The sequence below is a fragment of the Nocardiopsis sp. L17-MgMaSL7 genome, assembly GCF_003182025.1.
Taxonomy (GTDB): Bacteria; Actinomycetota; Actinomycetes; order Streptosporangiales; family Streptosporangiaceae; genus Nocardiopsis; species Nocardiopsis prasina.
In genome coordinates, this window is the sequence record NZ_QGTF01000003.1 from 334,889 (window position 1) to 357,381 (window position 22,493).

At 70.5% G+C, this 22,493-nt stretch carries 17 protein-coding genes; 8 read left to right on the top strand and 9 right to left on the bottom strand.

Annotation, left to right across the window (positions count from 1 at the left end):
- Window positions 1–13: 13 nt before the first annotated feature.
- The 9 genes from BDW27_RS06830 to BDW27_RS06870 form a co-directional block, all read right to left on the bottom strand.
- Window positions 14–1,084, bottom strand: coding sequence for a lytic polysaccharide monooxygenase (locus tag BDW27_RS06830; RefSeq protein WP_017543571.1), 1,071 nt, complete (start codon window positions 1,082–1,084; stop codon window positions 14–16).
- A gap of 60 nt (window positions 1,085–1,144) precedes the next feature.
- On the bottom strand, window positions 1,145–2,167 hold the full coding sequence (locus BDW27_RS06835) for a glycoside hydrolase family 5 protein (RefSeq protein ID WP_110048650.1): 1,023 nt from the start codon (window positions 2,165–2,167) through the stop codon (window positions 1,145–1,147).
- Window positions 2,168–2,249: 82 nt separating this feature from the next.
- Window positions 2,250–3,656 carry a glycoside hydrolase family 6 protein gene (locus tag BDW27_RS06840; protein ID WP_110048651.1) on the bottom strand — a complete coding sequence of 469 codons (1,407 nt, stop codon included), beginning with the start codon at window positions 3,654–3,656 and terminating at the stop codon, window positions 2,250–2,252.
- Window positions 3,657–3,999: 343 nt separating this feature from the next.
- On the bottom strand, window positions 4,000–4,821 hold the full coding sequence (locus BDW27_RS06845) for an IclR family transcriptional regulator (protein WP_110048652.1): 822 nt from the start codon (window positions 4,819–4,821) through the stop codon (window positions 4,000–4,002).
- Window positions 4,818–5,657, bottom strand: a complete 840-nt coding sequence (locus tag BDW27_RS06850) for a carbohydrate ABC transporter permease (protein ID WP_017543575.1) — start codon at window positions 5,655–5,657, stop codon at window positions 4,818–4,820. Before BDW27_RS06850 ends, BDW27_RS06845 begins: the two co-directional genes overlap by 4 nt.
- On the bottom strand, window positions 5,654–6,523 hold the full coding sequence (locus BDW27_RS06855) for a carbohydrate ABC transporter permease (protein WP_110048653.1): 870 nt from the start codon (window positions 6,521–6,523) through the stop codon (window positions 5,654–5,656). Before BDW27_RS06855 ends, BDW27_RS06850 begins: the two co-directional genes overlap by 4 nt.
- 104 nt (window positions 6,524–6,627) lie before the next feature.
- Entirely contained in the window at window positions 6,628–7,926 is a 1,299-nt protein-coding gene (locus tag BDW27_RS06860; RefSeq protein WP_110048654.1) for an extracellular solute-binding protein, read from the bottom strand.
- A gap of 170 nt (window positions 7,927–8,096) precedes the next feature.
- Window positions 8,097–8,714 carry an FMN reductase gene (locus BDW27_RS06865; protein ID WP_017543578.1) on the bottom strand — a complete coding sequence of 206 codons (618 nt, stop codon included), beginning with the start codon at window positions 8,712–8,714 and terminating at the stop codon, window positions 8,097–8,099.
- On the bottom strand, window positions 8,711–9,814 hold the full coding sequence (locus BDW27_RS06870; RefSeq protein ID WP_110048655.1) for an LLM class flavin-dependent oxidoreductase: 1,104 nt from the start codon (window positions 9,812–9,814) through the stop codon (window positions 8,711–8,713). Before BDW27_RS06870 ends, BDW27_RS06865 begins: the two co-directional genes overlap by 4 nt.
- 1,311 nt (window positions 9,815–11,125) lie before the next feature.
- Here BDW27_RS06870 and BDW27_RS06880 point away from each other — a divergent pair.
- From BDW27_RS06880 to mmsB, 8 genes are all read left to right on the top strand, one after another.
- Complete coding sequence (locus tag BDW27_RS06880) at window positions 11,126–12,109, top strand: LacI family DNA-binding transcriptional regulator (RefSeq protein ID WP_199560582.1); 984 nt, start codon at window positions 11,126–11,128, stop codon at window positions 12,107–12,109.
- Between the two features lie 397 nt (window positions 12,110–12,506).
- Window positions 12,507–13,724, top strand: coding sequence for an MFS transporter (locus BDW27_RS06885; RefSeq protein ID WP_110048657.1), 1,218 nt, complete (start codon window positions 12,507–12,509; stop codon window positions 13,722–13,724).
- A gap of 271 nt (window positions 13,725–13,995) precedes the next feature.
- Entirely contained in the window at window positions 13,996–15,693 is a 1,698-nt protein-coding gene (gene araB, locus BDW27_RS06890; RefSeq protein ID WP_110048658.1) for a ribulokinase, read from the top strand.
- Entirely contained in the window at window positions 15,690–16,397 is a 708-nt protein-coding gene (locus BDW27_RS06895; RefSeq protein WP_017543584.1) for an L-ribulose-5-phosphate 4-epimerase, read from the top strand. The genes araB and BDW27_RS06895 overlap by 4 nt, the downstream gene beginning before the upstream one ends.
- Window positions 16,398–16,406: 9 nt before the next feature.
- Window positions 16,407–17,843: an L-fucose/L-arabinose isomerase family protein gene (locus BDW27_RS06900; protein ID WP_110048659.1), complete on the top strand. Its 1,437-nt coding sequence runs from the start codon at window positions 16,407–16,409 to the stop codon at window positions 17,841–17,843.
- Window positions 17,844–17,918: 75 nt separating this feature from the next.
- A complete protein-coding gene (gene chvE, locus BDW27_RS06905; protein WP_110048660.1) occupies window positions 17,919–19,010 on the top strand; it encodes a multiple monosaccharide ABC transporter substrate-binding protein in 1,092 nt (363 codons plus the stop codon).
- On the top strand, window positions 19,007–20,584 hold the full coding sequence (locus BDW27_RS06910) for a sugar ABC transporter ATP-binding protein (RefSeq protein WP_110048661.1): 1,578 nt from the start codon (window positions 19,007–19,009) through the stop codon (window positions 20,582–20,584). The genes chvE and BDW27_RS06910 overlap by 4 nt, the downstream gene beginning before the upstream one ends.
- A complete protein-coding gene (gene mmsB, locus BDW27_RS06915) occupies window positions 20,581–21,855 on the top strand; it encodes a multiple monosaccharide ABC transporter permease (protein WP_110048662.1) in 1,275 nt (424 codons plus the stop codon). Before BDW27_RS06910 ends, mmsB begins: the two co-directional genes overlap by 4 nt.
- The last annotated feature ends 638 nt before the right edge of the window (window positions 21,856–22,493 follow it).

Consider the following 22,493-nt stretch of genomic DNA (forward strand, 5'->3'; position numbering starts at 1 on the left):
GACGTGTCACCGGTCAGGGCCGCTGACACTCCACGCCGGGCAGGATGTTGGCTCCCTCGAAGGTCGCGGTGAACCCGAAGGAGGTGGAGTCACCGGCGGCGAGCGTGCCGTTGTGTGCCACGTTGGAGGCCTCGAAGTGCGCGCCGTGGTTGACGAGCGAGGCGTTCCAGACGTTGGTGATCTCCTGGCGGTTGGCGAACACCCAGTCCACCATCCACCCGGTCACGCCGTCCTCCCCTGCGGTGACCTCGACCTCCGCCTGGAAGCCGTCGCTCCACGCGTTGGTGACCCTGTAATCCGCCGTGCAGTAGTCCTGCGCGGGCGGGTCCGTGGGCTCGGTGACGGGCGGGTCCGTGGGCTCGGGGTCCGTGGGCTCGGGGTCCGCAGGGTCCGGACCCGGCCCCGGGTCGGTCCCCGGGTCGTCGCCGAAGACGACGTCGGAGCAGTTGTAGAAGGCCTCGGGACTGTCGGAGCGCTCCCAGACCGAGTAGACGAGGTGGCGCCCCTCGCGGTCGGGGAGGTCCACGTCCCAGTAGTACTCGGCACCCGCCTCTCCCCCGCTGCGCAGCGGGGGGTCGACGACCTCGTCGACCAGTTCCAGGTCGTCCCAGGTCAGAGGCGAGTTCGGGTTCCAGCCGTCCACCGTGACGTAGGTGAAGAAGGTCCCCGGGTGGGGCGCCCACGCGTTGTGGTGGAACTCCACCGTGGTGTTCGGCTCCAACTGGGTGGACGGCCAGTCGGTGCGGGCCGCGTTGAAGGCGGCGAACTGCTCGGTCGGACCGCACAGCTCCCCGTCAGCCACGAACTCCTCGTGCTGGCCGGCGGAGTTGCTGATCAGGTTGCCGAACCAGTTCCAGAAGGCGTAGTCGCCGCCCTCGGCGAGGGCGTCGGCACAGGCGGCGTTGACGGGCTGGAGGGCGCCCCCGGAACTGCCGCCGGTGGCGTCCTGGAAGCAGGCGTAGGTGCGTGAGGCGGGATAGGTGAAGGCCCCGTGGGCCTCGGCCGGTTCGGGTGCGGCGACGACGGCGTAGCCGATGGCCAGGCCTCCGAGCGCCACCGCGGCGATGGTCTGACGTGACCGCATAGGTCACTCCTCGTGTGTGTTGGGGGAACCCGGCCACGCGGGGTACGCGGCCGGGGGCTTTCACGTACGTGCGCGCGGGTCGAACCGCTCCGCGCCGTACACGGGAGCCCGGACCGAGGTCTGGGCGATGCCGTCGGGGCCGTGGAAGATCCGTTCGCCCCAGGGGGTCAGGGAGTCGGCGTCGAAGTCCTCGACCATGTCCAGGTAGGCGACCTCGTCGCTGTTCCCGCTCCAGGACCAGCCGATGTACCCCAGGCCGAGCCGTTCGGCGTGGCGCATGATGGCGTCCTCGTCCGGGTCGCCGTCACTGTGGTCGAACCCGAACTCACCGACGACGAGGGGCAGGCCGCGGTCGGTGAAGTACTCCAGGTAGTCGACGATCACCGACTCCTGTTCGTACACGCCGTACATGTGGATGGAGAACACGGTGTTGGCGTGGGGGTCGGCGTCGAAGACGCCCTGGGCGCCGTCGCGCATGGTGTGCGTCCAGTCCTGACCCCAGTTCGGGGCGTCGACGACCAGCGTGTGGTCGAAGCCCGCCGCGCGCAGGCGCTGGATCGCCTCCGAGGTGGCGGAGGCCCAGGACGTGTTGGTCGCCTCGTCGTTGCCGAAGGGCTCGTTGCCGATGTTGACCAGGACGTGGTCCTCCTCACCGGCGACCGCGTCCTGGATGCGCAGCCAGTAGTCGACGGCCTGGTCCAGCGTCGCGGCCTCGGGTTCCTCCCCGTAGCCGGTGGTGTCGTGCACCTCCAGCATGCAGATCAGACGGTTCTCCTTGCAGTCGGCGACGATCGCGGCGACGTCGTCGGCGTCGTTCTCCTGCCAGCGGTCACCGCTGCTGAGGACCACGCGGACGGTGTTGGCGCCCAGCGAACCGATGTCGGCCAGGGCTCCGGTCTCGTGGGTGAACCAGGTGTGCGGGTGGCTGACCCCGCGGATGACGAAGTCGTTGCCCGCGGCGTCGACGAGGCGCCCGTCGCTGACCCGGAACCCGGTCTCGGCGTGCGCGGGGATCGAGTGGGCGAACAGCGCGGCCACGAGTGCGAGGGCCGTGGCGAGGGCGAGTGTCAGGCGTTGCTTCACGGGGGCTCCGTTCGGGAGGGGTGGCCCTGCCGGGCGCCCGCCGCCGGGGGACAGCGGCGGGCGCCCGATCCGGGAGGGCCTCCTACTGGACGGGCGGGTGCGCGTTGGCCAGCAGCTCCTGGAACTGCTCGGAGAACCAGTGGCCGGAGACGGGCGCGTCGGGCAGGGCGCCGCTCATGTTGTGGTTGTTGCGGGGGTTCCCCTCATAGGTGGGGTCGCACATCCGGTCGAACCCCTTGCCCTCGTCGTTGGGGATCTCGGTGCTGGAGCCGTCGGACTCACCCGGGGGCTTCATCCACACGTAGGCGTCGATTCCCGGCTCGGGCGCGGTGGTGGGCCGCTCGCCCAGACCGGCGCCGGCCTGGTTGCACCAGTTCCCGTACTGGATGCGGCGGTCGAAGCGGCCGCCGTCGACGTAGGCGTTCACGTCGGTGGTGGGTCCGGCGCTGGTGGGCCGGTCGGCACCGCCCCAGCCGTTGCGGGAGGTGTCGATGAGCATCCCGATGCCCGGGTCGAACCCCTGGGAGACCAGTTCGCCGCGCAGGGCCTGGGCGAAGGAGAGCTCGTCGACGTAGTTGTTCCAGTCCACCCAGCTGGACTGGCGCACCGGGGTCCCGTTGATGGTCTGCCCGATCGCGAAGTGCTCCTCCTTCAGGGCCGAGTAGTTGGCGGTGTTGGCGATGAAGCCGTGCACGTCGTCGGGGGTGGCCCCGTTGGCGTTGGCGGCCTCGTGGAACAGGGCCGCGGAGGGTGCGAAGTTGTCCTCCCAGCCGATCCAGCCGTGGTGGCCGGCGTCCACGTAGTTGTAGACGTTCTCGATCGCGCCGAGCTGGGCCAGCGCGTAGCCGACGCCGTTGACGTAGTTGCCGTTGGCCAGCATGACGTCGCACTCGGGGGTGGCGGTGTTGCGGGGGGACACATTGGTAATCAGATTGGGCAGCGAGTCGATCTCGATCGTGGTGACGATCCGCAGGGAGGTGTCCTCGTAGTCGCCCAGGATGTCCGCGATCGGGTCGATGTACTCGGACTCGTAGCGGTCGATCTCGTCGGGCCCGAGCTCGCCGTTGGAGGCCAGGGCCGCGCAGTCGCGTCCCGGCAGGTTGTAGACGACCAGCTGGAAGACCAGCGGCTCTCCGGCGGCCTGCTCGACGGCCTCGTCGAGGTGGTCGCGCAGGCCCATGTCACCGGTGGTGGGGCTGTCGTTGCCCTCGATGGCGCTGATCTGGTCCATCCAGACGCCGGTGGGCTCGTCCGCGACGGCCTCCCCGCCGGGCTCAGCGGCCGCGTTGGCGGACCAGATCGGGTTCACGTAGACGTCGGCGCCCACGTACGGGTTGTCCACCCGTTCGTTGGCGGCGGACGCTCCGTCGGTGGTAGCGGTCGCGGGGGCGGCGGTCAGCGCGGTGGTCACGCCCAGCAGGAGGGCGGAGGCCGTGGCGAGCGCACGCCGCGACCTGGTCGGGTGTGCGTGGGAAGGGAGTCTGCTCATCTTCGTTTCCTCGCGTAGGGGGGGTGCCAAGGAGAGTGAGCTTGCGAAGGGCGTCGCACGGGGGCCCGGAGAGGCCGGGCGGGGCGACGCGGTGCGCGGACTCGGCCGGGTGGGAACTCCCGCCGCCGGGTCGTGCACCTGTCGGTCGTGGTGCGGTCCGGACTGCGAGCGCGGGCCGCCACCCGGATTCGGGAGCGCTCCCATGCTTCGCTTTCCGGAAAGTTAACACCATTGAAAACTCGCTGCAATGGGTGACGGACAGAAAACTCTGCGGAGCTTTGGCCCGATCGCGGAAGCCGCTGGTCTACCCGATCACCCGGGAATGGTCCGGGTCCCTGTGGGCCTACGACGCCCCGTGGCCTGCGCCCGTGGCGTCCGCGGGACGCCCGCCCAGCTGCGCGGACACCCGTGCCGCCACGGCGGCGACCTCCGGGCCGAGCCTGCGCACCCGCGCCACGGGCAACTGGCTGACCAGCGAGGACACACTGATCGCCGCCACGGGGTCGCGGTTGTGGTCGAAGACCGGAGCGGCCACGCACCGCACCTCGGGTTCGTTCTCGCGGTCGTCGATCGCGTACCCCCGCTCCCGCACCCTCCGCAGCTCCTCGGCCAGGACCCGGGGGTCGGTGACCGTTCGCGTGGTGACGGCGGGCAGACCCCGCGCCACCACGTCGGCCACCAGGTCGTCCGGGCTGAACGCCAGGATCGCCCGCCCCACCGCCGTGCGGTAGGCGGGCATCCGGGCGCCGATCCGCGAGGCCATCCGCACCGTCGAGGCGTTCTCGACCTTGTCCACGTAGACGACGTCGTGCCCGTCAAGCAACACCAGGTGACAGGTGTGGCCGGTGTGGCGCATCAGGCCGCGCAGGTGCTCCGACGCGACCGAGCGCAGATCCATGTGGTCCAGATAGGACTGCCACAGCAGCAGCGCGGCCGTGCCCACGCGGAACCGGCCGGTGCGCGCGTCCCGGGTGAGCAGGCCGTACTCCACCAGCGGGACGGACAACCGCAGCACGGTGCTCTTGTTCACGCCCAGACCCTCGGCGAGCTCGGTCAGGGTGGTGCCGCCGCGCTCGGGCGGGGTGGCGCGGACCTGCTCCACCACCGCCAGCGCGCGGCGCAGCGACGCCGAGGCGTTGCGGCGGGGTTCGGACTCCGGACTCACCCCTTGACCGCCCCGCCCAGTCCGTTGGCCAGCCGGTGCTGCACGAACAGGAAGAACACCAGGACGGGGAGGGTCATCAGGACCGAGCCCGCCATGATCCCGCCCCAGTCGTTCTCGTCCGGCTTGAACAGGGACAGCAGGGCGATGGGCAGGGTCTGGTTCTCCTGGGCGGAGATGATGAAGGTGCGGGCGAACAGGAAGTCGTTCCAGGTCATGATGAACGAGAAGATACTGCACGCCACCACGCCGGGGGCGACCAGGGGGAACAGCACCCGGGTGACGAAGGTCAGGCTGCCCGCGCCGTCCAGCCAGGCCGCCTCCTCCAGCTCCTTCGGCACCGCCGCCACGAAGCTGCGCAGCATCCACACGGCCAGCGGGATGGCGAACGCCGTGTGCACGAGCATGAGCGAACCCAGCTGGTTCAGCCCGATCCCGGGAATGCTGTACCCCAGGGTGCGCATGAGGAAGAACAGCGGGATGGTCAGCGCCTCCACCGGCACCATCTGCGCGGTCAGCACCATGATGAGCAGGGTGGTGCGCAGCCGGAAGCGGTAACGGGTGAGCGCCACCGCCGCCAGGAAGGCGCACAGGGTGGAGACGGTCACGACCACGACCGCCACCAGCACGCTGTTCAGCAGGTACTGACCGAACCCGTCGATCAGCAGGACCCTGCGAAACGACTCCAGGGTGGGTTCGAGCGTGTAGGGGGCGGGGTCCCCGGCCTCCAGGGCCGCCCGGGGCTTGAGCGCCGAGAGCAGCATCCAGTACAGCGGCAGGGCGACGACCAGCGCCACCAGCAGCCCGGCGACGTCGTTCCTGAGTCTGCGGAGCGTCACAGTACCTCCCCTTGGCGGCGCAGCGCGCGCAGGTACACGAGGGTGATCAGCAGCAGGAGCAGGGTGGTGATCACGCCGATCGCCGATCCCAGGCCGTACTGCCCGGAGGCGAACGCCTTCTGGTACGCGTACACGTTGAGGACCAGGTTCTGCCCGGCGATCCCGCCGCCCCCGGTCATGATGTAGATCTGCGTGAAGATCTTGAAGTCCCAGATGATGGACTGGATGGTGACGATGGTGACGGCCGGACGCAGCATCGGCAGCATCACCGACCACGCGATCCGGGACGTGGAGGCGCCGTCCAGCCGGGCGGCCTCCACCACCTCCTCGGGGATGGCCCTGATCCCGGCGTAGAGCGTGACCATGACGAACGGGAACGAGCACCAGACCACCTGGGCGCCGACCAGGGCGAAGGCGGACCACTTGTCGTAGGTCCAGGAGTGCCCGGAGAAGTCACCGAACCCCAGCCAGGTCAGCGCCTGGTTCACCGGACCCAGGGTGGGGTCGAACAGGTGCAGCCACACGGCGCTGCCGGTGACGGCGGGGGTGGCCCAGGCGCCCAGCGCGGCGAGGAAGAGCACGGTGCGCACCCAGGGGCTCAGGCGGGTGGCCAGCACGGCGAGGGAACCGCCCACGGCGAGGGTGCCGAGCACACAGGCAGCGGCGAAACCGACCGTGTTGAGCAGGACCTCCCAGAACTGGGGGTCCGAGAGCAGCGTCCGGTAGTTGGCCCAGCCGACGAACTCCAGGGGTTCGGCGCCGGTGACCTGGGGCTGGCGGTAGTCGAAGAACGACACCAGGACCAGCTGGTAGAGCGGGTAGACCAGCATGACGCCCAGTACCAGCGCGGCCGGTACCAGGTACATCCAGGGTTCGATCCGGCGGCTCCGGGAGCCCGGGGGTCGACCGGTGGGGCGCCGTGGCGGGGAGGTCGCGGGGGCGGGGGTCGGGGGTCTGGCGTCCACGGGCGTCACTCTCCCCCGAAGGCGTCGTCGAGGGCGCGGGCGGCCTCGTCGGCGGCCTGGTCCACGGTGGTGTTCCCGGCGGCGACCCGCTGCACCATGGCGGGCAGGATGCCCTCGGCGTCCACCGTCGCCCAGGCTCCGGTGACCGGAACGAACCGGGTCCCGGCGTCGATGGTCTCGACGAACGGGGTGATCTCCTCGTCGGAGGCGGCCAGTTCCTCGCGCACGTCGGTGTAGGCGGGCAGGTTGCCCATGGCCTCGTACATCTTCAGCTGGTACTCCTTGCCCGCCAGGAGTTTGACGAACTCCACGGCGAGGGTGCGGCGCTCGGTCCCGGCGAGGACACCGAGGTTGTTGCCCCCGGCGAAGGCGGGCGCGACGGTGCCGGGTTCGGTTCCGGGCAGGGGGATGACGGCGGCGTCCTCGGCGACCTCGCTGTCGCGCAGAGCGTTGAGGTTGAAGTTGCCGCCGATGGTCATGGCCGCGTTCCCCGCGAGGAAGTTCTGCACGGAGGCGTCACCGGTCATCTGTGAGCAGGTCTGGGGCGGGCAGACGTCCTCGGAGAGGATCCGCCCGTACAGCTCCAGTCCCCGCCGGGACTCGGCGGAGTCGATGGTGGCGGAGTAGGTGTCACCCCGGGGTTCGGCGATGTCGCCGCCGTGCGCCCAGACGAACGGCATCATGGCGTAGGTGTAGGCGCCGCCCGCGGAGACCCCGAGCATGCCAGGGTGGTGTTCACGCGCGGCGCGGCCGGTCTCCACGACCTCCTCCAGGGTCTCCGGCACCTCCAGGTCCAGCTCCTCCAGCACGTCGGTGCGGTAGAAGAGGGCGCGGGCGCCGAGGAACCAGGGAACGCCGTAGGAGGAGCCGTCCACCCGCGCGGTGGCCGCGACGTCGTCGGCGATGTCCTCGTGCGGCGCCCAGTCGGCGAGGTCCTCGGTGAGGTCCACGAACCCGGCCGACTCCACGTACCCGGCCAGGTCCGTGTTGCCGTACTCGGCGACGTCGGGGGCGGAGGCGGGGTCGAGGAAGGCGCCCTGGAAGCGCTCGGCCCGGGTCTCCACGGGGATGTACTGGACCTGGACGTCGACTCCGTCGTGCGCGGCCTCGAACTCCGCGACGGCCGCGTCGACGACCCGTTCCTTGGGGGCCTGGTCGACCTCGGAGAACAGCCAGACGCGCAGGGTGCCGTCCGGCTCGTCCACGCCGGAGGCGGCCCCGGTGGTCTGCAAGGGCGCGCAGGCGGTGGTCAGGGCCGCGAGTCCGAGGAGCGCGCACAGGCGCGCGGGGGTGGTGAGTCGCATCGAAACTCCCCAGGCCGGAGGTAGGGAAAGCGGTAGCCGACCATTGGTGGGATGACTCTAGGGACGCCCTCGGACCAGGCAGAAGGGCACGGGGACAAAGTTGTGCCCTGCACAACGCGGGGTGCGCAGTGCAGGGCACGGGGCCCGGAGGCCACGGTGTGGGGCCGCCTTCAGCGCCCCAGCCCGGACATCAGGTCAGCGAAGGGTGTGGGCTCCTCGTAGGGGTCGGTCGCCGTGGGCGCGGCGTCGGTGACGAGCAGGGCCAGCTGCCGGGCCGCCCTCGCGATGCGCTCGGACAGTTCCCGGCCGCCGCTCTCACCCGCGCCCCAGTCCTCGGATGCGGCGTAGACGCCCGTGGGCACCACCACCGAACGGGTGTAGGTGAACATCGGGCGCAGGGCGTGCTCCAACACCAACGAGTGGCGCGGGCTGCCCCCGGTGGCGGCCACCACGACCGGCTTGCCGTCCAACGCCTCGGTGTCGACGACGTCGAAGAAGGACTTGAACAGGCCGCTGTAGGAGGCGTTGAACACCGGGGTCACCGCGATGATCCCGTCGGCCTCGGCCACGTCCGCCAGCACCCCGGGCAGGTCGCCCGTGGGGACGCGCGTGGTCATGGCGTTCATGATGTCGTGGGCCAGGTCGCGGAGTTCGACCACCCGGACCTCGACCTTCTCGTCGCGTTCGGTGAGGGCCTCCTCGGCGGCGGCGGTCAGCCGGTCGGCGAGCAGACGGGTCGAGGAGGGGTTGCTGAGCCCGGCCGTGACGGTGACGAGCTTGCGGGTCATTCCTGGACCTCCGTGTTCGTGGTGGCGCGCTCCTTCGCGGCCAGGAGCGAGGCGTGGTTCGGGGCGTCGGGCACGTGGGCGGGCTTCTTGGCGGCGAACTCCCTGCGCAGCACCGGCACGACCTCCTCGCCGAGGAGGTCCAACTGCTCCAGGACGGTCTTGAGCGGCAGTCCCGCGTGGTCCATCAGGAAGAGCTGGCGCTGGTAGTCACCGAACGACTCCCTGAATCCCAGGGTACGGTCGATGACCTCCTGCGGGCTGCCGACGGTGAGCGGCGTCTCGCGGGTGAACTCCTCTAGGGAGGGGCCGCCGCCGTAGACCGGCGCGTTGTCGAAGTAGGGGCGGAACTCCTTCACCGCGTCCTGGGAGTTCCTGCGCATGAACACCTGGCCGCCGAGCCCGACGATGGCCTGCTCGGCCCTGCCGTGGCCGTAGTGCTCGAAGCGGCGGCGGTACAGCGAGATGAGCTTCTTGGTGTGGGTGGCGGGCCAGAAGATGTTGTTGTGGAAGAAGCCGTCACCGTAGTAGGCGGCCTGTTCCGCGATCTCCGGGCTGCGGATGGAGCCGTGCCAGACGAACGGCGGCACGTCGTCCAGCGGGCGCGGCGTGGAGGTGAAGCCCTGGAGCGGCGTGCGGAACTTGCCCTCCCAGTTGACGACGTCCTCGCGCCAGAGGCGGTGCAGGAGGTTGTAGTTCTCCAGCGCCAGCGGGATGCCCTGGCGGATGTCCTGTCCGAACCAGGGGTAGACCGGTCCGGTGTTGCCCCGGCCCATCATCAGGTCCACACGGCCCTCGGCCAGGTGCTGGAGCATCGCGAAGTCCTCCGCGATCTTGACCGGGTCGTTGGTGGTGATGAGGGTGGTGGAGGTGGACAGGATGATCTTCTCGGTCTTCGCCGCGACGTAGCCGAGCATGGTCGTGGGCGAGGAGGCCACGAACGGCGGGTTGTGGTGCTCACCGGTGGCGAAGACGTCCAGGCCCACCTCCTCGGCCTTCAGGGCGATCCGCACCATCGCGTTGATCCGCTCGCCCTCGGTCGGCGTACGCCCCGTGGTGGGGTCGGTCGTCACGTCGCTGACCGAGAAGATTCCGAACTGCATGGCCGTTCCCCGATCCGAATAGCTTCCTAGGAAAATGCTTTCGATGAAACTATCATGCGGAACCCCACCCGGAAGCCAGGTATTCCCGCCCGCGCACCGCGCGCACGCACGGCCCGCGTCACCAGGAACGCCTACCGAAGAGCCACTATGCCCCGAAATGCACCGGATCGGGGGAAACCAACACTGGTGGGAGCACGAAAGGCCGGGGTCGCGACGCCCGCCCTCCTCACTGGCCCCACCCCGCGCGCAGGAAGGACCGCACCCACTCGATCCCGCCGACGATGTGCCCGTTCAACCCGGCCCGCACCTCGACTGACCCCACAGCTCCAGGACCGCCTCGCCTCCCACCTGCCGAACGCCGGTAGCGTGAGGCGAACACGGCTTCCACACGGAAACGGGTGACGTGTCCCTCACTATCGCGTGGCGGGTTCCACTCCGAGGCGCTCCGTGTCGCGCGGTCCTCGCTCAGGACCGGGGGGGCGAAGACGGGCTGCCCGAGCAGGCGCGGCGGCCACTCCCGTCAGCCGGGATCCCCGTCCAGGGCGAGTTCCCCGGGCCGGCGGGGCACCACAGGGTCGTCGTCCCGGACCTGGTCGCCTCCTCACGGACCCGGTTCGGCGGACGCTTAGGACTCCCGTGCCCGAGTCCGCACACGCTTTTTACCGGGCCGAACGAAAATCGGAGCACTCACCGGGAACACCTATCCTCAGAGAAGCGTTCTCACAGGTGAAGCACCCCAGACCAGCCCCGACCCCAACTCACCCACAGAGTCTGTGCGAAGCTTCCGAGATCACCTCAAGACCATGCGCGGTTGTACGCGTTCGTGTCGGCAATGGGGGTTTCTGACACGAAACCATCGCTACAACCGCCTTCCCAGCGGCCAGACCGCACCTAGTGCGTAGGCCGCGCGGTCGGGTTCCACGTTGGGGGACGTGGGACCCGGCCAGGCTTCAGGGGGGCGCGCCTCAGGGCGCGCCCCCCCTTTTCTGTGCCTGGACCGCCCTCCACCAGGAATCGGCCGAGTCCGGCCACCGGCGAGCAGGGGCCGAGGGTGCCGGAACGGAAGCCCGCCACGTGGACCACCGCCCGATACGGGCCGAGGGCTGTCAGGCCACCCGGCTCCGGGGTGAGAGCCCGTGCGTGGCGGGGACGGCGTCAGTGGCGGGGAGCCAGGGGACCTTCGATCGGCCGCTCCTGTGCGCCCGCGTGGCGCATGGTTCGCGAACCCACCACCGCTGGGAACGGTACGATGCGCCTGCGTGGGAGGGGATCGCGATGGCGAATGGTGGAACGGCTGGCGGGCGTCCGACGATGGCCGACGTCGCCGCGCACCTGGGCGTCTCCCGGCAGCTCGTCTCCCTGGTCCTGGGCGACCGGCCCGGCCCCAGCGCGGCCACCCGCGAGCGTGTGCTGCGCGCCGCCGAGGAGCTCGGCTACCGCGCCGACACCGCGGCCCAGCTGCTACGCCGGGCACGCAGCCGCCAAGTGGGGGTGCTGTTCACCATGGAGCATCCGATGGACGCCGACCTGGTCGAGGCCCTGTACCCGGAGGCGGCCCGGCTCGACTACAGCGTGGCTCTGAGCGCGATGCTCGCCAACCGCACCGAACGCCAGGCGATCGACGAACTCGTGGGGTTGCGCTGTGAGGCGCTGGTCCTGATCGGGATGTCCGCCCAGGCTCCGGAGGACCTCGCCCGCGTGGCCGAGCGGGTGCCGGTGGTGGAGATCGGGCAGCGCACCAACGCCGCCGGGACCGACAGTGTGCGCACTGACGCCGTGTCCGGTGTGCGGCAGGCGGTCGACCACCTGGTCGCCCTCGGACACCGGCGGATCGCTCACGTGTGCGGCGGTGATCTGCCCAGTGCGCCGGAACGCCGAGCCGGTTACCTGGAGGGCATGCGGGCGCACGGACTGGAGGACTGCGTGGACCTGGTCCCGGGCGCCTACACCGAGGAGGCGGGGGCGCACGCCGCGTCGGCGCTCCTGTCCCGGGGCTCCCTGCCCACGGCCGTGGTGTGCTGCAACGACCAGTCGGCGCGCGGTCTCATGGAGACCCTGCTGCGTGCGGGCCGTTCCGTGCCCGGGGAGGTGTCCGTGGTGGGGTACGACGACAGCCGCGCCGCCCGGCTCTCGTTCCTGCGGCTGACCTCGGTTCGCCAGGACGTGCACCGGATCGCCGAGCTCACCCTCGGCGCGGTCGCGGAGCGCCTGGAAGAGGGGCGCACGGAAAGCACGCACGTGCTGCTCCCCACCACACTCACCGTGCGGGAGAGCACCGCTCCCCCACGAGCCTGAGCATCACGCACCGCTCTTCAACCCCTCATCCCGTTGTGGCCCCGGATCGCGGTGGCCCCGGATCGCACTCGTCGCTGGATCCGAGACGCCCGCGCCCCCGTCCCGGCAAACACCTCACCCCTCGGGCCCTCGCACCCCGGCTGTGGCATCACCACCCCAGCACCCCAGCACCCCAGCACCCCAGCACCAGATGATGGGACCGGCTGCGCGAGGCAGATCACGTAGCGGACGATTGGAATTTCTCGGACACGGGTGTCATTGTTGATTTAGCACGTGCCAAATGACCGTGTCCCACCCCCACCGAGCGACCGGACCCACGTCGCCCCGCCCAATCCACGCCGCGAGGCCCTCCTCGGCCCGTGTGCACGCCGTCCACCGTCTGGAAGGGGGCATCGCCATGCCTCTGGCCCTGCTCGCCCTGGCTCTCGGGGCGTTCGCCATCGGCACCACCGAGTTCGTGATCATGGGCCTGCTCCCCGAGGTCGCCACCGATCTCGGCGTGCCCATCTCCACCGCCGGATACCTGATCTCCGCGTACGCGCTCGGTGTGGTGATCGGGGCTCCCCTGCTCACCGCTCTGGGCACCCGCCTGCCGCGCAAGACCATGCTGCTCGTGTTCATGGGCGTGTTCCTGGTCGGCAACCTGGCCACCGTGATCACCAGCTCCTACGGCGCGGTGTTCGCCTCCCGCGTGCTCGCGGGACTTCCGCACGGCGCGTACCTGGGCCTGGCCGCGCTGGTCGCGGCGCACCTGGCCGGCCCCGCCCGGCGGGCGACGGCCGTGGCGCGGGTGATGCTCGGCCTGACCGTGGCGAACATCGTCGGCGTACCCGCCGGAACCCTGCTCGGCCAGCTGCTCGGCTGGAGGGTGGCCTTCCTCGTGGTGGTCGCCCTGTCCGCCCTGACCATCGTCGGTGTGGCCCGGTTCGTGCCGCACACCCCGGCGTCCCGCGTGGGCGGCCTGCGCGGCGAGCTCTCCGCCCTGCGTCACCCGCAGGTGATCCTGGGGCTGACCACGGCGGTCTTCGGATTCGCCGGGGTGTTCGCGGTCTACAGCTACATCTCGCCGATGATGACCGAGCTCGCGGGGATGCCCAGCACCGGGGTCCCGATCGTCCTGGCACTGTTCGGTGTGGGCATGACCCTGGGGTCGCTGGTGGTCGGCCCGATCGCCGACCGCTGGCTGCGGCCCACCATCTACGTCTCGCTCGGTTCGCTGGCCGTCGTGCTCGCGCTGTTCACGCTGACCGTGCACAACCCCTGGACCGCCGCCGCCACCGTGGTGGTCCTGGGCGCCGTCGGCTTCGGCGTGACGGCTCCGCTCCAGGTCCTGGTGATGAGCAAGGCGGAGGCCGCGCCCACGATCGCCTCCGCCACCAACCACTCGGCGTTCAACCTCGCCAACGCCGGTGGCGCCTGGCTGGGCGGTCTCGGTATCGGCATGGGGCTCGGATACGTCTCGCCCGCCGTGATCGGTGTGGTCCTCGCCCTGGTCGGGCTCGGTATCGCCGTCACCGCCGGGCTGGTCGACCGCGAGGGCTCCGGCAACGAGCCCTCCTCGGAGCACCGCGATTCGGCGGAGGGGCCGGTCTCCGCCCCCGTGGCCCACGGCTGACCCGAGACTGGCGAAGCGCCCGTACCCCCCGGGGGTGCGGGCGCTTCGTTGTGTACCCGACGGAGTGGGTTCGGGGGGTTGACTTCATGGATTGTTAACGCCAACAATGTTGGCCAGCTCACACTGACCCCCTTGGGCCTCCAGAATCCGGAGCCAGAGGGAACTATTCAGCATGCGCATCCGTGAAGGGACCCCCTCCTTGGCCCAGAATGTTAACGCCCACAATCCTGACTCGGAAGCCGGGAGGGGAGCGCACGCGGCGCCCGAACCGGTGGTGGTCGGGATCGACTTCGGAACCCTCTCCGGCCGAGCCGTCGTGGTGCGGGTCAGCGACGGCGCCGAACTGGGCACAGCCGAGCACGCCTACCGGCACGGGGTCATCACCGACCGCCTGCCCGGTCACGGTGACCCCCTCGAACCGGAGAGCGCTCTCCAGGACCCCGACGACTACCGCGAGGTCCTGAGGCGAGCCGTCCCCGCGGCCCTGCGGGAGTCCGGGATCTCACCCGACCAGGTCATCGGCGTCGGCACCGACTTCACCTCCTGCACCGTCCTCCCCGTGACGGCCGACGGCACCCCGCTGTGCGAACTCGCCGACCTCGCCGACCGTCCGCACGCCTGGCCGAAGCTGTGGCGCCACCACGCGGCCCAGCCCGAGGCCGACGAGATCAACGCCCTGGCGGCCGAACGCGGCGAGTCATGGCTCCCCCGCTATGGCGGGAGGATCTCCTCCGAGTGGCAGTTCGCCAAGGCCCTCCAGGTGCTGCGCGACGACCCCGACGTGTACGAACGCACCGGGCGCTGGATCGAGGGCGCGGACTGGATCGTCTGGGAGCTGTGCGGACACGAGACCCGTAACGTGGCCTCCGCCGGTTACAAGGGCATCCACCAGGACGGCGCCTGGCCCACCCGGGACTTCCTGGCCGCTCTGGACCCGCGTTTCACCGACTTCGTCAGTGAGCGCCTCGAACACCCGCTCTCCCAGCTGGGCGAACGCGCGGGCGGACTCACGGCGCGCGCCGCCGCCTGGACCGGACTCCCGGAGGGCACCCCCGTCGCCGTCGGCAACATCGACGCGCACGTCACGGCGGCCACCGCCCGGACCACCGGCCCCGGGCGGATGCTCGCCATCATGGGCACCAGCACCTGTCACGTGATGAACTCCGAGGTCCTGGCCGAGGTTCCGGGCATGTGCGGCATGGCCCTGGGCGGCATCACGCCGGGCATGTGGGGCTACGAGGCCGGTCAGAGCGGGGTGGGCGACATCTTCGGATGGTTCGTCGACACCCACGTGCCCCCGGCGTATCACGAGGAGGCCGCCTCGAAGGGGGTGTCCGTCCACGAACTGCTCTCCGACAGGGCCGGGCGTGCGGCCGTGGGCGAACACGGACTGGTGGCCCTGGACTGGCACAGCGGCAACCGCTCGGTCCTGGTCGACCACTCCCTGTCCGGCGTGCTGGTGGGCATGACCCTGGCCACTCGCCCCGAGGACGTCTACCGGGCCCTGGTCGAGGCCACCGCCTTCGGCACCCGCACCATCGTCGAGGCCTTCACCGGCGCCGGGATCCCGGTGCACGACTTCACTGTGGGCGGCGGGATGGTCCGCAACCCCTTCGTCCTCCAGGTCTACGCCGACGTGCTGAACAGACCCCTGCGCGTGGTGGACACCGAACACAGCTGCGCGGTGGGTGCCGCGATCCACGCCGCGGTCGCCGCCGGAGCGCACCCGGACGTCCACGCGGCCTCCGAGGTGATGGGGCGGGTCCGCGCCGACACCGTGGACCCCGACCCGAAGCGCGCCGCCACCTACGACTCGCTGTTCGCGATCTACACCGAACTCCATGACCACTTCGGCCGGGGCGGCAGCGACAGCCTCCGTCGGCTGCGCGCCCTGCGGGGCGCCGCTTTCACGACCGGCGCCGCCTCCAGCGACACCTCCACCGCACCCGCCCCCGAGGGAGAGCGATGACCTCCACCGACGCACCCCGAACGGACCCGCACCACCAGCTCACCCGCCACCGCGAGGAGGTGGAACGCCTGCGCCTGCGGGTCTGCGAGCTTCACGCGGAACTGCCCCGGTGGAACCTGGTCACCTGGACCAGCGGCAACATCTCCGCCCGCGTCCCCGGCACGGACCTGATGGTGATCAAGCCCAGCGGGGTCTCCTACGACGACCTCCGTCCCCGCGACGTCGTCGTGTGCGACCTGCACGGGCGCCTGGTCGAGGGCGACCACAACCCCTCCAGCGACACCGACGCCCACGCCCACGTCTACCGTGCCCGCCCCGACGTGGGCGGGGTCGTGCACACCCACAGCCCCTACGCCACCGCCTGGGCCGCCCGGGGCGAAGCCATCCCCTGCGCGGTCACCGCGATGGCGGACGAGTTCGGCGGCGACATCCCGGTCGGTCCGTTCGCGCTCATCGGAGACGACTCCATCGGCAGGGGCATCGTCGCGACCCTGGAGGGACACCGCTCCCCGGCCGTCCTCATGCGCGGCCACGGCGTGTTCACCGTCGGGGCCTCCGCCAAGGCGGCGGTCAAGGCCGCCGTGATGTGCGAGGACGTGGCCCGCACCGTCCACATCGCCCGCCAGGGCGGTCCCGTCGAACGCCTCCCCCAGGAGGCCGTCGACGCCCTCTACCACCGCTACCAGAACGCCTACGGACAGTAAGGAAACCCCGTGCCCCCACCCACGCCCCCCGCGAGCGACAACCCGGCTGTGCGCACCCGCCTCCCCCGGATCGGGCTCCTCGGTGTCATGCAACCGCTCTACGACGCCATGATCCCCGGTATCACGGAGCACCAGGCCGCCTACGCCCAACGGCTCGCCGACGGCCTCTCCGACGCCGCCGAGTGGACCCTCGCCCCACCGGTCCGCGGCCGGGAGGACGCCGAGGCGGCGATCCGCGACTTCGAGGGCCGGGACCTGGACGGGGTCCTCGTCGTCATGCTCACCTACGGCCCCTCCCTCCGCGTCACGCGGGCCCTGACCGGGACCCGGCTCCCCGTCGCGCTCGCCAACACCCAGCCCGACCCGGCGGTCAGCGCCTCCTGGGACATGGCCGACATGACCTACAACCAGGGCATCCACGGGGCGCAGGACACCGCCAACGCACTGGTCCGGGCCGGGATCGACTTCGACGTCATCACCGGTGACTGGCAGAGCCCCGAGTTCGTGGAGCGGGTGGACCGCTGGGCCCGGGCCGCGCACACCGTCAGCGCGCTGCGGCGGCTGCGCGTGGGCGTGTTCGGCTACCCGATGAACGGCATGGGCGACGCCCGTGTGGACGAGACGGCGCTGCTGCGCAAGCTCGGCCCCGAGGTGCACGTGATCGCCCCCGGCGCCCTGCACCGCACCATGGCCGACCTGCCCGAAGGTGCCGTGAGCGACCTCCTCGCCTGGGAGGACAAGGTGTTCGACGTGGACGACCGGCTGTCCGGGGAGGAGCGCGAGGACCACGCCCGCATGCAGCTGGGCATCGAACACCTGCTGGAGGAGTCGGGCTGCGGTGCCTACTCCACCCACTTCGACGCCATCGGCGAGGACGGCCGCTTCACCCGTCTCCCCATGGCGGCCGCCTCCACCCTGATGGCCCAGGGGTACGGGTTCGCCGGAGAGGGCGACGTGCTGGCGGCGTCCGTCGTCTACGCCGGGCACCAGCTGGCGGGGGACGGTCACTTCACCGAGATGTACGCGATGGACTTCCCCAGCGACTCCATCCTGATGAGCCACATGGGCGAGGGCAACTGGCGGCTGGCCCGCGACGACGAGCCGACCCGGATGATCAAGCGCCCGCTGGGCATCGGCGGCCTGGCGGACCCGCCCACCATCCTGTTCCGGTACCGCCCGGGTCCCGCGACCCTGGCCTCCCTGGTCTCGCTGGGCGGAGAGCGCTTCCGCCTCGTGGTGGCCGAGGGCGAGGTACTGGACTCCCCCGAACTGCCCGCTCTGGAGATGCCCTACGGACAGTTCCGCCCCTCGTCGGGTGTCCGGGGGTGCATGGACGCCTGGCTGCGTGCGGGCGGCACCCACCACATGGTCATGAACTCCGGTCACATCGCGCGGGACTGGAAGGTCCTGTGCGAGCTGGCCGGGATCGAGTACGCCCCGGTCTGAGACACCCCGACCGCCGCCGACGGGCGCCGACGCGCCGGTCCTCCCCTCCGACACACCCCAGGAAAGCAGGCCCCGATGTCACGACCACCACTCCTACCCCTCGCCGCGGCGCTCGCCAGCGTCGGCCTGGCCCTGACCGCCTGCAACGGGGTCGGCGACGCCGCCCGCCCCCAGGGCGAGAACGGCGTCATCGGCATCGCCATGCCCACCCAGTCGTCCGAGCGGTGGGTCAACGACGGCGCCAACATGGTCGCCGAGTTCGAGGAGCGCGGCTACGGCACCGACCTCCAGTACGCCGAGGACGTCGTCCAGGACCAGATCTCCCAGATCGAGAACATGATCACGCGGGGGGTGGACGTCCTGGTCATCGCGTCCATCGACGGTGAGGCGCTCGGCGACGTGATCGACACCGCCGCCAGCAACGACATCCCCGTGATCGCCTACGACCGGCTGATCATGGGCAGCGAGAACGTGGACTACTACGCCACCTTCGACAACTTCGAGGTCGGCGTGCTCCAGGGGCAGTACATCGTCGACTCGCTGGACCTGGAGAACGAGGACGGTCCGTTCAACATCGAGCTGTTCGGCGGCTCCCCCGACGACAACAACGCCTACTTCTTCAACGAGGGCGCGATGTCGGTGCTCCAACCGCACATCGACGACGGCACCCTCGACGTGCGCAGCGGGCAGACCTCCATGGAACAGATCGCGACGCCGCGGTGGGACGGTGCCGTGGCCCAGTCACGGATGGACAACCTGCTCAGCGCCAACTACTCCGGGGAGGACGTCGACGCGGTCCTGTCGCCCTTCGACGGCATCAGCCTCGGGGTGATCGAGTCCCTGCGAGCGGTGGGCTACGGCTCCGAGTCCCGCCCCCTGCCGATCGTCACCGGGCAGGACGCCGACCTGTCCTCGGTGCGGTCCATCATCGCCGGGGAGCAGACCCAGACCGTCTTCAAGGACACGCGCGCGCTGGCCTCACAGACCGTCGACATGTCCGAGGCGATCCTGGCGGGCGAGGAGGTGCCGGTCAACGACACCGACACCTACGACAACGGCGCCAGGGTCGTGCCCTCGTTCCTGTTGGAGCCGGTCTCGGTGGACCTGGACAACTACCACGCGGTGCTGGTCGAGAGCGGCTACTACGAGGAGACCGACCTCGAATGAGCACCCCGAACCGCGTGCCCGCTGCCCCGGGGCCACTGCTGCGCATGCGCGACATCCGCAAGGAGTTCCCCGGGGTCCGGGCCCTGGACGGTGTCTCCCTGGACGTGGCCCACGGAAGCGTCCACGCCCTCATGGGCGAGAACGGCGCGGGCAAGTCCACCCTGATGAAGGTGCTCAGCGGCGTGCATCCGGCGGGTTCCTTCACCGGGCTGGTGGAGGTGGACGGGGAGCCCCGCGCCTTCTCCGACGTCGCGGCCAGCGAGCGGGCCGGAATCGCCATCATCCACCAGGAACTCGCCCTCGTCCCGCAGCTGTCCCTCAGTGAGAACGTGCTCCTGGGCCACGAGGAGACCCGGTTCGGCGTCATCGACTGGGGGGCGACCCACGCCCGGGCGCGCGAACTGCTGCTGCGGGTGGGGCTGGACGAGAACCCCGCCACCGCCGTCTCCGCGCTGAGCATCGGCGCCCAGCAGATGGTGGAGATCGCCAAGGCGCTGGCCAAGGACGTGCGGCTGCTGATCCTGGACGAGCCGACCTCGGCGCTCAACGAGGCCGAGAGCGACCGGTTGCTGGACCTGCTCCTGGACCTGCGCGAGCAGGGAGTGGCGTGCGTGCTCATCTCACACAAGCTCGGTGAGGTCATGCGGGTCAGCGACGAGGTCACCATCCTGCGCGACGGCCGCACCGTGGAGACCCTGGCCGTGGAGCGCGACGACCAGGGCAGGCCCTCGATCGACGAGGACCGCGTCATCCGGGGGATGGTCGGTCGGGACCTGGACCAGCGCTACCCCGATCCCGACGGTGAGATCGGGCCGGTCCGCTTCGAGGTGCGCGACTGGACCGTGGACCACCCCACCCAGGCGGGACGGCGCATGGTCGAGGGGGTGGACCTGACCCTCCGAAGCGGCGAGGTCGTGGGGCTGGCCGGGCTCATGGGGGCGGGACGCACCGAGTTCGCGATGAGCCTGTTCGGGCGTTCCTACGGCCGCTACGTCCGGGGCAGCCTGCTCCGTGACGGCGCCGAGCTGCGCGTGAACGACGTCGCCGACGCCATCGCCGCGGGGGTCGCCTACGTGCCGGAGGACCGCAAGTCGCTGGGGTTGGTCCTGGACGACGACATCCGGCACAACACCACCCTGGCCGCCCTGGACCGGGTCTCCACACACGGGGTCCTCGACCCGGGGCTGGAGACGGTGGAGGCCCGGAGCATGAGCGAACGCATGCGCGTGCGCAGCCACGGGGTCGACCAGACCGTGCGCACCCTCAGCGGCGGGAACCAGCAGAAGGTCGTGCTGGGCAAGTGGATGTTCACACGACCCGAACTTCTGATCCTGGACGAACCCACCCGTGGCATCGACGTGGGCGCGAAGTACGAGATCTACCTGATCGTGCGCCGACTGGCGGCCGAGGGCGCCTGTGTACTCCTCATCTCCTCCGAGCTGCCGGAGGTCCTCGGCATGAGCGACCGCGTCTACGCCATGTGCGAGGGGCGCGTCACCGGCCAGGTCGCGGCGGCCGACGCCGACCAGGAAACCCTGATGAGACTCATGACCCGAACCGGGGACCCGACGTGAACCACCCGACCCGAACCCCCCTGAGGGGGCTGCTGCGGGGCAACACCCGCCAGTACGGCATGGCCATCGCCCTGGTGGCCGTCATCATCCTGTTCCAGGTCCTCACCGGAGGGCTGCTCCTCACCCCGCTCAACATCACCAACCTGATCATGCAGAACTCCTACATCCTGATCCTGGCAATCGGGATGATGCTGGTGATCATCACCGGTCACATCGACCTGTCGGTCGGTTCGGTGGTGGCCTTCACCGGCGCGATGTCGGCGATCATGCTCACCTCGTGGGGGCTGCCGACACTCGTCGTGGTCCCCATCGCGCTGCTGCTGGGAGCGGCCATCGGCGCCTGGCAGGGCTTCTGGATCGCCTACGTGGGGGTTCCCGCGTTCATCGTCACCCTGGCGGGGATGCTGATCTTCCGGGGCGCCACCCTGGCGGCCCTGGGCGGGGAGTCCATCGCTCCGCTCCCGCAGTCGCTGCGGGTGATCGCCAGCGGGTTCCTGCCCGGGCAGACGGACGGGCTCCACCTGCCCACCCTCGCCCTCGGCGTGGCCGGGGCGGCGGCCATCGTGTGGGTCCAGTGGCGTTCGCGGGCCCGGTCCCTCGCCCGTGACCTGCCGGTGCCTCCCGCGGCGGTGACGGTCGCGAGTTCGGTGGTGGTGTCCGCCGCCATCGTCGCGTTCACCTACGCGCTGGCCGGGCACAACGGTCTGCCGCTCGTGGGTGTGCTGCTGATCGCGCTCATCGGCGGCTACGCGTTCGTGATGCGCTCCACCACCATGGGACGGCGTGTGTACGCCGTGGGCGGCAGTGAGCGGGCCGCCGCGCTGTCGGGGATCCGCACCAAGCGAGTGACGTTCTGGGTGTTCGTGAACATGGGGGTGCTCTCGGCGCTGGCCGGGCTCATCTTCACCGGCCGGCTGAACGCGGCCACCCCGGGCGCGGGCACCATGTTCGAGCTGGACGCCATCGCGGCGGCCTTCATCGGCGGCGCTTCCGCGTCCGGTGGTGTGGGCAGCGTGATCGGCGCGGTCATCGGTGCCCTGTTCATGGGCGTGCTCAACAACGGCATGTCGCTGATCGGCCTGGGCGTGGACTGGCAGCAGTTCATCAAGGGGCTGGTCCTGCTGCTCGCGGTGGCCTTCGACATCTACAACAAGAAGCGCGTGGGCGGTTCGGGGCCGATCCTGCCCGGAATGCGCTCACGCGCCGGTGGTGGCGGCCCCACTGGCGGCGGCGAACCCGCACGGGTGTCCGGGGGGAGCTCCCCGGCCTGAGTTGACAGCACGCGGGTGGCCGCGGACCCGCGACGTGAGGCGGGTCCGCGGCCACGGACGTGCGAGGGCGGTCTCGCTCGACGTCCCCATCGGGCCTGGCGAAATGACCTGCGCCCCTGCCCCCGGGGGCAGGTCCGCGCTACCGGGACTTCGCGCTGATCACGGTCCGCCCTCCCGGGTGCGCGGAGTTCACTGCCGGTCGGCTCCGCATCGGAGGGGCCCGGAATCCACTGCGAGCAGGCCCACGGCTTTGGTCCCGGAGTCCTCCCAGGGCTCCGAGGCCCCGCCCTCAACCGCCGCCCCAGGCCCGATTGTTCAGCGACCTGACAATTGGTGAATTCTTCATCGGGCAGGTATCCACCTGCTCCGGAAATGACAACAGACAACAGACCTCCAGCCCTTGTTCGCATTAAGGTGCAGGCCCCATCCTCCCCGAACGCGGCACAGGAGGACACTCCCGGTGCGCACCGGAGTCGCGATCAATCCAGTCAGGCCACACGACGTTCGGAATACGCAATGCGGCACAATCAATGACACAGGAGCGATCATTCTCCTCAGCGACACCCTCTTCTGACGACGGTACTCCAAAATCCATTCAGATCGCCTTGGCGCTTATTCACCTTCTGTCCCGGCGCGGG

Excerpts from the sequence above, each read along its gene's own strand:
- BDW27_RS06840 (WP_110048651.1), bottom strand. The coding sequence starts at position 3,656 with ATGAGCAGACTCCCTTCCCACGCACACCCGACCAGGTCGCGGCGTGCG.
- BDW27_RS06865 (WP_017543578.1), bottom strand. The coding sequence starts at position 8,714 with ATGACCCGCAAGCTCGTCACCGTCACGGCCGGGCTCAGCAACCCCTCC.
- chvE (WP_110048660.1), top strand. The coding sequence starts at position 17,919 with ATGTCACGACCACCACTCCTACCCCTCGCCGCGGCGCTCGCCAGCGTC.
- BDW27_RS06830 (WP_017543571.1), bottom strand. The coding sequence starts at position 1,084 with ATGCGGTCACGTCAGACCATCGCCGCGGTGGCGCTCGGAGGCCTGGCC.
- BDW27_RS06860 (WP_110048654.1), bottom strand. The coding sequence starts at position 7,926 with ATGCGACTCACCACCCCCGCGCGCCTGTGCGCGCTCCTCGGACTCGCG.
- BDW27_RS06870 (WP_110048655.1), bottom strand. The coding sequence starts at position 9,814 with ATGCAGTTCGGAATCTTCTCGGTCAGCGACGTGACGACCGACCCCACC.
- BDW27_RS06880 (WP_199560582.1), top strand. The coding sequence starts at position 11,126 with ATGGCCGACGTCGCCGCGCACCTGGGCGTCTCCCGGCAGCTCGTCTCC.
- BDW27_RS06855 (WP_110048653.1), bottom strand. The coding sequence starts at position 6,523 with ATGTACCTGGTACCGGCCGCGCTGGTACTGGGCGTCATGCTGGTCTAC.
- BDW27_RS06910 (WP_110048661.1), top strand. The coding sequence starts at position 19,007 with ATGAGCACCCCGAACCGCGTGCCCGCTGCCCCGGGGCCACTGCTGCGC.
- BDW27_RS06885 (WP_110048657.1), top strand. The coding sequence starts at position 12,507 with ATGCCTCTGGCCCTGCTCGCCCTGGCTCTCGGGGCGTTCGCCATCGGC.
- BDW27_RS06895 (WP_017543584.1), top strand. The coding sequence starts at position 15,690 with ATGACCTCCACCGACGCACCCCGAACGGACCCGCACCACCAGCTCACC.